Origin of the sequence: Corynebacterium sp. (assembly GCF_022712275.1) — a bacterium.
Taxonomy (GTDB): domain Bacteria; phylum Actinomycetota; class Actinomycetes; order Mycobacteriales; family Mycobacteriaceae; genus Corynebacterium.
Genome location: NZ_JALAGU010000036.1, coordinates 1 through 4,626, shown reverse-complemented (window position 1 = coordinate 4,626; position 4,626 = coordinate 1). Strand labels below are relative to the sequence as shown.

At 65.4% G+C, this 4,626-nt stretch carries 6 protein-coding genes; 2 read left to right on the top strand and 4 right to left on the bottom strand.

The genetic code is table 11. The features are described 5' to 3' along the window. Positions 1-350: 350 nt before the first annotated feature. Complete coding sequence (locus Q0A27_RS08545; RefSeq protein WP_291474635.1) at positions 351-905, bottom strand: GNAT family N-acetyltransferase; 555 nt, start codon at positions 903-905, stop codon at positions 351-353. 20 nt (positions 906-925) lie between these two features. Beyond that, complete coding sequence (locus Q0A27_RS08540; RefSeq protein WP_291474634.1) at positions 926-1,633, bottom strand: aminodeoxychorismate/anthranilate synthase component II; 708 nt, start codon at positions 1,631-1,633, stop codon at positions 926-928. A 102-nt stretch (positions 1,634-1,735) separates the two neighbouring features. Between Q0A27_RS08540 and crgA the strand changes: the two genes are divergently transcribed. Continuing rightward, positions 1,736-2,005, top strand: coding sequence for a cell division protein CrgA (gene crgA / locus Q0A27_RS08535; protein WP_014008599.1), 270 nt, complete (start codon positions 1,736-1,738; stop codon positions 2,003-2,005). Between the two features lie 3 nt (positions 2,006-2,008). On the opposite strand, the gene Q0A27_RS08530 is transcribed toward crgA, so the two are convergent. Both Q0A27_RS08530 and Q0A27_RS08525 read right to left on the bottom strand, forming a co-directional pair. Continuing rightward, positions 2,009-2,614 carry a rhomboid family intramembrane serine protease gene (locus Q0A27_RS08530; RefSeq protein ID WP_291474633.1) on the bottom strand — a complete coding sequence of 202 codons (606 nt, stop codon included), beginning with the start codon at positions 2,612-2,614 and terminating at the stop codon, positions 2,009-2,011. Between the two features lie 67 nt (positions 2,615-2,681). Beyond that, positions 2,682-3,218, bottom strand: a complete 537-nt coding sequence (locus Q0A27_RS08525) for a peptidylprolyl isomerase (RefSeq protein WP_291474632.1) — start codon at positions 3,216-3,218, stop codon at positions 2,682-2,684. Positions 3,219-3,367: 149 nt separating this feature from the next. Between Q0A27_RS08525 and Q0A27_RS08520 the strand changes: the two genes are divergently transcribed. Then, a partial coding sequence (locus Q0A27_RS08520; protein WP_291474631.1) for a hypothetical protein occupies positions 3,368-4,626 on the top strand: 1,259 nt, incomplete at its 3' end.

Sequence of the window (4,626 nt, the reverse complement as noted above, 5' to 3'; positions counted from 1 at the left end):
CAATAAACCCCATAAAGAGCCATCACTGGCAAAAATAAATATACTGAACTGCTGACATCCAAAAAATGAATATCCACGCATGCTCCCGGTCGGGGGACCGGGAAACCATGCGCCGGTCACAACAACCGACAGAACAGACCTAAGATTCGGTTTCTTACACGCGGTCACCCACGTGCCGGCACCAACCCAAGTCATCATCTGCCGACCATGCGACAAAAAACTTGATTCATCACGCTATTGAGTTCTCAAACAACATCCGCACACCGTTGCTGACCAGGTTTGTTCCCCCGGTCGCTCTCGGCGACCTGGATTAATCTACACACTCGGCCTCAGCGTCACAAACCAGCAGGTCAAGCCCTTATCTGCCTCCGGAGGCACACTCTGGGGAGCACGTCGAGCCCTGCCTCCGTCTCAGTGCGGCGAACTGCTCTGAGTTCCGGGCCGATCTCGGCGTCCTGCAGCGTCCGGAACCCCAGCCGGTGGTAGAGCGGACCGTTCCACGGGACATCCCGGAATGTCGTGAGGACTATCCCGGGAAGCCCCTGCGCCCGCGCCCGGTCGCCGGCCTTCCCTATAAGCGCGCATCCGATGCGTCTACCCCGGTACAGCGGATCCACAGACACCTGTTCCACAAGGAGGTCATCGTCAGCGGTCGAGAGCCAGATCCACGCGATCGGCCCGCGTTCCAGTGCTTCCGTCGACGAGTGATCCTCGACGACAAGCACATCCCCGCTCCGGACGGCACCAGTGAGAACGTCGACAGCCGGCGGTTCATCGTCGGCCACGACATCGAGACCGATATCCCGGAACGGGGCTCCGGCACGTCGTTCAAGATCCCGGATCGCCGGGATGTCCGAGACGACGGCCGGCCGGGCATGAAGACCGTGCCTCACGGCTTCCTCCACACGCATACTCCTTCCGGCTCTCAGGCAAGCACGGAGCCGTGTGCCCCGTCGATCACCGCCGCCGAGGCCGCCTGTGCCTCAGCGTGCCGGGCCTCCACCACGGACAGTTGACGCTCGTCGACCGGGCGTCCGGCTTCCGCCAGCCAGTTGGAGAGGATCCGGTGTCCGTGCTGCGTCATGACGGACTCCGGGTGGAACTGGACGGAGTGGATCGGCAGCGTCCTGTGGCGCATCGCCATGATCATCCCGGAGTCCACCGTCGCGGTGACCTCAAGACACTCCGGCACGGTCTCCGGATCGACGGTCAGGGAGTGGTACCGCGCCACGGTGAACGGTGACGGAACGTCCGTGAGTACCCCGACACCGGTGTGGAAGACCGGGCTCGTCTTCCCGTGGAACAGTTCTCCGGCCCGCACCACATCCCCACCGAAGTGCAGGGCGATCGCCTGGTGGCCCAGGCAGACACCGAACAGCGGCGTGCGGTGCTCCCCGGCCCAGGTGATGACGTCGAGCATGCGTCCTGCCGTGGCGGGTTCGCCCGGCCCCGGGGAGAGGAGGATGGCGTCGAACCCGTCGAGCGCTGCGTCCAACCCGGCAACGCTCTCACCCGGATCACCGAGCTCGGGAGCGTCGTTGCGCCACACGGTGCAGTCCTCGCCGAGCTCGCCCAGGTACTGGACGAGGTTGTAGACGAAGCTGTCGTAGTTGTCGATGACGAGGATGCGCATGGCGTCATTCTATCCGTCCCGCTGCGCGACGTCGCTCCATATACCCTGCTGCTACGCTGGTGGGGTCCGAACAAGCAGTACGAAGTCAGCGAGAGTGTCCCTATGCCCAAGTCCAGGATCTCCTCCACTCCGGAAGGTGCCGGCGCCTCACCGGTCGACCACCGCACCCCGGTCAAACTGAACGCCACCGGCACGTCACGCTGGTACATCGTCGTGATGCTCGGCCTGATGCTGCTCGGTCTCGCCTGGATCGTCGTGAACTACATCGCCGGCGGCGACATCCCCCTGATGCGCGATCTCAACGCCTGGAACTACCTCATCGGTTTCGGTCTGCTCATCGCGGGTCTGCTGATGACCATGGGCTGGAAGTAGCCCTCACCTCACTGTCGGGCGGTAACGCCACCACAGCAGCAGCGCGATGACCGTGCCCGCGGCCAGGCCACCGAGGTGGCCCGCCAGCGACACGCCCGCGGTCGTCACCGTGAATGCGAGATTCACACCGATGAGCACCAGTGGGCCGCGCACGTCGGTCCGACGCGTGACAGACAGTCCCACCAGCATGGCGAACATGCCGTAGCCGATGGTGGACGCCCCGCCGACCGCGTAGTCCGGCGCGAACCACAGTGCGGCGAGACTGCCGCCGGCCGCGCAGAACACCATGGACGCCGCCACGGTCCGCGTACCGTAGGCCCGCTCCAGCTCCCTGCCGAGCAGGACCACCAGCAGCATGTTGAGCAGCAGATGGGCGATGTTGAGGTGCACCAGCGCACTGGTCACCAGTCGCCACCACTCGTGCCCCTCAGTGATGTCGGGGGCGACCATCATCAGCGACCACGCCAGGTCACTTCCCCCGGAGTAGCTGCCGACCGGGGCCTCGAGGCTGCCGGACTGCACCACCTCAACGCAGAACACCGCCACGCACACCAGGATCAGTACGGTGCAGGCCGGAGCTTCCCGGGCGAATCTGCGGACGAAATCCATGGTGCGTTGTAGCGGTGCGGGGGTACCGACGTACCGGTCCGGTACTGTGCCGGTTCCGAACTGGTTGCTACTCGGTGATGTCGATGGACTCGATGACGACGTCCTCGACCGGACGGTCCATGCGGCCGGTGGCGACGCGGCCGAGCTTGGCGACGACCTTCTGGGACTCCTTGTCGGTCACCTCACCGAAGATGGTGTGGTGGTTGTTCAGGTGCGGGGTCATCGTGGTGGTGATGAAGAACTGGGAGCCGTTGGTGCCGGGGCCGGCGTTAGCCATGGCCAGCAGGAACGGACGGTCGAACTGCAGCTCCGGGTGGAACTCGTCGCCGAACTGGTAGCCGGGGCCGCCACGACCGGTGCCGGTCGGGTCGCCGCCCTGGATCATGAAGTTGTCGATGATGCGGTGGAAGACCGCACCGTCGTAGAACGGGCCTTCGGTGGTACCGGAGGCGTTCGGCTGGGTGTAGGGGGCCTTCTCCTTGTCACCGGTGGCCAGACCGACGAAGTTCTCGACAGTCTGGGGTGCGTGGTTTCCGAAGAGGTCAATGCTGATGTCGCCGAGGTTCGTGTGCAGAACCGCGGTCGCAGTCTTCTGGGCGCTCATGGTGATCCAGCGTACCCAACTGAAAGGGGCTCTGTGTCACGGACTGCCCCCGTGCAGCGCAAAGCGCCACACCGTAGCCTGGTTAGTGTTTATGATCGGACGTTAAATGCCACCGTAAGTCAGCACGCACCGCGAAGGAGTACCGGGCCATGGCCCTCACAAACGCACGAATCGCTCTACTCGCCGCCCAGCGCGCGCGGGCCTGGAACAAGGACCGCAAGTCCCGCAACGAATCCGCGCGCCATGAGGAGCTCGCCGTTCTCCGACGTCAGGTGACTTCGCCGGAGGAGCGCGAGAAGTTCCTCGCGGACGCACCGGGCCACACCCGCGCTGTCGTGCGCGAAATCCTCTCCGAGGAGGATGCCGCGGCCACCGACGCGAAGATCGAGGCGGACGCCAAGGTCGCGAAGCTCACCGCAAAGGCGGAGAAAGCCCGGAACAAGGCGGACAAGATCACCGCCAAGGCCGACAAGAAAACCGACAAGGCTGAAAAGGCTCAGGCCAAGGCCGAGAAGAAGGAGAAGAAGGTGGCGAAGAAGTCCGCGAAGATCGCCGTGAATTCCGCCCTGTCCGCCAAGGCGGGCGAGGCACGTGACGCCGGTAAGGAGGAGGCGGAGAAGCTGACCCGTTCCGCCAAAAAGGCCCGCGTGCTGGCGAAGAAGCAGATCTCCACCGCCGCCGCGACGCTGGGCTCGAAGGTCGCTGACCTGAAGGACGCCGGTTCCGACGCACTGGACACCGTCACCGAAGAGGCCCCGAAGATCGCCTCCGAGGTCGGCACCACGGCGAAGAAGGCCCAGAAGAAGGCCGGCAAGAAGACCCGGAAGCTCACCAAGCGGGCGAAGAAGTCGGCGAAGAAGAATGCCGCGATCGCCGAGAAGCAGCTGAAGAAGTCCACTGCCGAGATCGAGAAGAGTGCGAAGAAGAAGGCCGACAAGGTCCGCTCCAAGCACCTGAAGAAGGCGGACAAGGCCGACAGAAAGAAGAAGGGTGTCTTCAGCTCAGTGCTGGTCATCGCCCTGGTCGCCGTGGTCGTGGCCGTCGTCGCCTCGAAGTTCCGCAAGCCGGAGTCCCCCGCCCCGAAGGCTGCCCCGCGCAACAATGCCCCGCAGACCGAGGCACCGAAGTCCGCTCCCGTCGAGAAGAAGGTCGAGGAGGCCACCGAAGAGCCTGCCGAGGACACCGCCGACGAGACCGAGGCTGGGTCCGCGGCTGAGTCCGCGGCTGAGTCCGCGGCTGAGTCCGCGGATGAGCCCGAGACCAAGACCGAGGCTCCGGCAGCCCCGGGCGCCCGGGGCGGCGGGGGCTGCCGGCGCGCCCGGGGCTGCCGGCGCCGCGGTCTGGGGCGCGGGCTCAGCCGCGGGGTCCGCCGCGGGCGCCGCCGCGGGCTCAGCCGCGGGCCCCGCCT